Source organism: Streptomyces sp. JHA26, from assembly GCF_002005565.1.
Classification (GTDB): domain Bacteria; phylum Actinomycetota; class Actinomycetes; order Streptomycetales; family Streptomycetaceae; genus Streptomyces.
The window spans coordinates 1-3,607 of sequence record NZ_BDJC01000123.1 but is presented as its reverse complement, the minus strand read 5'-3'; the positions used below and the strand labels follow the sequence as shown (position 1 = coordinate 3,607).

General features: G+C 66.3%; 4 protein-coding genes and 1 pseudogene. 3 read left to right on the top strand and 2 right to left on the bottom strand.

From position 1 onward, the window contains the following. Window positions 1–17: 17 nt before the first annotated feature. Window positions 18–1,265, bottom strand: a complete 1,248-nt coding sequence (locus JHAT_RS33260) for an IS110 family transposase (protein ID WP_253195692.1) — start codon at window positions 1,263–1,265, stop codon at window positions 18–20. A 198-nt stretch (window positions 1,266–1,463) separates the two neighbouring features. On the opposite strand from JHAT_RS33260, the pseudogene JHAT_RS33255 reads away from it, so the two are divergent. From JHAT_RS33255 to JHAT_RS33245, 3 genes and pseudogenes are all read left to right on the top strand, one after another. Continuing rightward, window positions 1,464–1,760 (top strand): annotated as a pseudogene (locus JHAT_RS33255) (transposase); the annotation flags it as partial. A gap of 67 nt (window positions 1,761–1,827) precedes the next feature. Beyond that, the gene (locus tag JHAT_RS33250) at window positions 1,828–2,133 is read left to right on the top strand and encodes a transposase (RefSeq protein WP_077801999.1); all 306 of its coding nucleotides are present in this window, start codon (window positions 1,828–1,830) and stop codon (window positions 2,131–2,133) included. Next, the gene (locus JHAT_RS33245) at window positions 2,130–3,023 is read left to right on the top strand and encodes an IS3 family transposase (protein ID WP_077801998.1); all 894 of its coding nucleotides are present in this window, start codon (window positions 2,130–2,132) and stop codon (window positions 3,021–3,023) included. Before JHAT_RS33250 ends, JHAT_RS33245 begins: the two co-directional genes overlap by 4 nt. Before the next feature lie 74 nt (window positions 3,024–3,097). Here the strand turns inward: JHAT_RS33245 and JHAT_RS34890 are convergent. Continuing rightward, on the bottom strand, window positions 3,098–3,607 hold a 510-nt coding region (locus JHAT_RS34890), incomplete at its 5' end, for a hypothetical protein (RefSeq protein ID WP_216353463.1).

Below are 3,607 nucleotides of genomic sequence, written 5' to 3'. Positions count from 1 at the left end.
TGCCCCTATGGTCTTCGTCAAGCTGATGTGACAACTGGGGCTTGGTAGAAGGTGCCGTCGCGGAGCATGGCGAACAGGACGTCGACCCGTCGTCGGGCAAGCGCGATGACAGCTGCGACGTGGTGCTTTCCTTCCCTGCGTTTCTTGTCGTAGTAAGCGCGGGACTCCGGCTGCTTGAGTGAGGCGAACGCGGCCAGGTAGAGAGCGCGTTTGAGTTGCCTGTTGCCGCGCCGGGCGGGGTGCTCACCGCGGATGGAGGAGCCCGAGGCCCGGGTGACCGGGGCAAGGCCGGCATAGGCCGCCAGGTGCCCAGCGGTAGGGAACACAGTGCCGTCGCCGACGTCGATGAGGATGCGGGCTGCGGTCCTGACCCCGATGCCGGGCATGGAGGTCAGGACCTGGGAAAGAGGGTGAGCCTCCAGCAGTTCCTCGATCCGCGTGGCCAGGGCCTTGCGCTGACCGAGAACGGAGGAGAGCGAGGAGGCGAGGCTGGGAACGATCAGTGTCGCGGCCTCGGTCCCGGGAACGACGACGGTCTGCTCGTCGAGGGCGGTGAAGATGTCGTCCACCAAACGCTCGGCCGTCCGCGGCGCCTTCGGCCGCAGCAGCGCGACCAGGCGGCGACGTCCGGCCTTGCGGATCTGCGCGGGTGAGCCGAAGCGCTCCAGCAGGGCGAGGACGGCGGGATGGTCCAGGTGTGGACCCAGGACATGTTCAAGTGAGGGGTGGATCTGGGTGAGCAGACCGCGCAGGCGGTTCTTGAGGCGAGTGGTCTCGGCAGTGAGGTCGTCGTCGAAGCCGACGACCATCTGCAGCTCGGCCGTGGTCTCCTCAGTCGGGTCGACGGCGCGGAGCGTGTGCGGCATCGTGCGGGCGGCGTCAGCGATGACGTAGGCGTCCCGCGCGTCGGTCTTGGCCTCGCCCGGATACAGGTCGGCGATCCGGCGCATCGTCAAGCCCGGCAGGTAGGCGACCTGGCAGCCCATGTCGCGGGCGACCGCCAGCGGCAGGGCCCCTACGGAGGCCGGCTGGTCGACAACGACCAGCACGGTGCCGTGTTTGGCCTGCAGCTTGGCGAACAACTCGCGCAGCTTCGGCTCGGTGTTGGGCAGCGGCTTGTCGAAGGCCTTCTTCCCGGCCGGGGTCAGCGCGGTCGCGTGATGCTCGCCCTTGCCCACGTCCAGACCCAGATAGACGTCGACGGTCTTGTCCTCGTTCACGACCCTGTCTCCCGACTCCGCACCGTCCCGGCCTGCCTGCGGCATCAGCGTGCCGGCATCCACGTTACGAAGAGCCTGCCGCACCCGGTGCGGGTTCGGCGCCCATGCCCCTGATCAGCGGTCTGCCGATGCCTCCGTGCCCGGTGACAGCACCCTTTCGATCATGACCGACTGGGGACCTGAGTCATGCCGGGACCGGAGGCCGGGAGCCCCGTTGCGGGGCCACGAAAAAGGTAACGGGACCTGACGGGGCCGAATCCTGTTGACCGGGGCAAGTTCGGCTCGAAGATCCACCTGATCACCGAACGGACCGGTCTGCCCCTGTCCATCGGCATCTCGGGCGCCAACGTCCACGACAGCCAGGCCCTGATCCCGCTCGTGAAGGGCATACCCCCGATCCGGTCCCGCCGAGGACCCCGTCGGCGCAAGCCCGCCAAGCTCCACGCCGACAAGGGCTACGACTACCGCCACCTGCGGCAATGGCTGTCCCAGCGAGGCATCCGACACCGCATTGCTCGCAAGAGCGTTGAGACCTCACAGTGAACCTTCCCCTTGGTCGTGGACACCTGGAGACTGGGACTTGAGGTTCCAGAGGAAGTAGTGCCAGGTGGGAAGCAAGAGCAACCGCAGCAGACGGTACACGGAGGGGTTCAAACGGGACGCGGTCGCGCTCGTTCGCTCCTCGGGGAAGACCGTCACCGAGGTGGCCCGGGAGATCGGGGTCAGCGCCGAGGGACTGCGGAACTGGGTCAAGCAGGACACGATCGACCGCGGGCAAGGGGCGCCGGGAGAGCTGACGACGGCCGAGCGCGAAGAGCTGCGCCGACTGCGTCGGCAGAACCGTGAGCAGGCCGAGACGATCGAGGTGCTGCGAAAAGCGGCGGTCTTCTTCGCGAAGGAGAGCGATCGATGAGCGAGGTGTACGCGTTCATCGAGGCGGAGAAGACCACCCACAACGTTGCTCTGTTGTGCCAGCCGCTGAAGGTGGCCCGCTCCTCCTTCTACGCGTGGCTGGCCGACGAGAAGACGCGCTCGGCGAGGAAGGCCGCCGATGACGCCCTGGCCCACGAGATCACCGTGCTCCACGTTGCCTCCAAAGCCACCTACGGGGTGCCGCGCATCCACGCCGGGCTGCGCCGGCTCGGACACCGGGTGAACCGCAAACGGATCGAGCGCGTCATGCGTGAACGCGGCATCAGCGGTGTCACACGGCGCAGGCGCAAGGGCCTGACCCGTCCGGCCAAAAGGGTGGTGCCCGCCCCGGACCTGATCGGCCGCGACTTCACCGCGACCGTGCCGGGGATGAAGCTGGTCGGTGACATCACCTACATCGCCACCGACGAGGGCTGGTTGTATCTGGCGACCTGGCTGGACCTCGCAACCCGCGAGATCGTTGGCTACTCGATGGCCGACCACCACCGCGCCGGCCTGGTCGTGGACGCGCTGAAGATGGCCGCCGGACGCGGGCAGCTGAAGCCCGGATGTATTGCGCACTCGGACCGCGGCAGTGAATACACCTCCGACGAACTCCGACGTGAACTAGGCCGGTTGGGACTGCGGCAGAGCATGGGCCGCACCGGCTCATGCTTCGACAACGCCGCCGCCGAGTCATTCTTCGCACTACTGAAGAAGGAGATAGGAATCCGCCGCTGGCCCGATCGGTCCAGCGCCCGCGCGGACATCTTCGCCTTCGTCGAGACCTTCTACAACCGACAGCGCCTACGCCGCCATCCACGCTGGGGCTACCTCACCCCGCTGGAGACCCGGCAGCGTCTCGAACAAGAACACGCCCTCGTGGCGTAAGCACCGAGTGTCCAAGATCACGGGGAAGCTTCACTCTGCTGCTTCCCCGTCTCCATGGGCGCCCTCCTCGCCCACTACTGTTGCGGTTGAGCTCGGCGCATTGCGGCCAGTTGCGCTGAAACTAGCCGAAACCACGTACGGGTTTGCTCGGCGGTCATGAGCGCGTCCAACACCTCGTTTGGAACACGGCCTTCAGCGAATGCGTTGCTGGCCAGCGCGGTCTCAATAGCAAATGTAGACGCCCGCATAGACTGCCCCACGCTGTAATAGAGGTGGTAGGAGGTTAACCCGTCGATGTCCTTGAAGAACTCGAGACGGTAGCAAGAGTTGACGGCATCCTCGCCCAATCTTTCCAGCTTCGCTGTGAAGGCGTCGCGGTCCACGGGCGCTCCAGCAGCCGCCTGAGCGACGGTGGAGACCAGGTAATCGAGCCAGAGACGGGTCTTCGCACGGGCCTCAATAAGGGCCGCCGTCGCGTCGTCAGTTTGCTGTCGCTTAGCATCGACTTCGGCGTGACGCCGTTCCCTTCTCTTTAAGAGAAGGGGACCATACACAGCTGCAACTCCGCCGACGAGGGCGCCGCC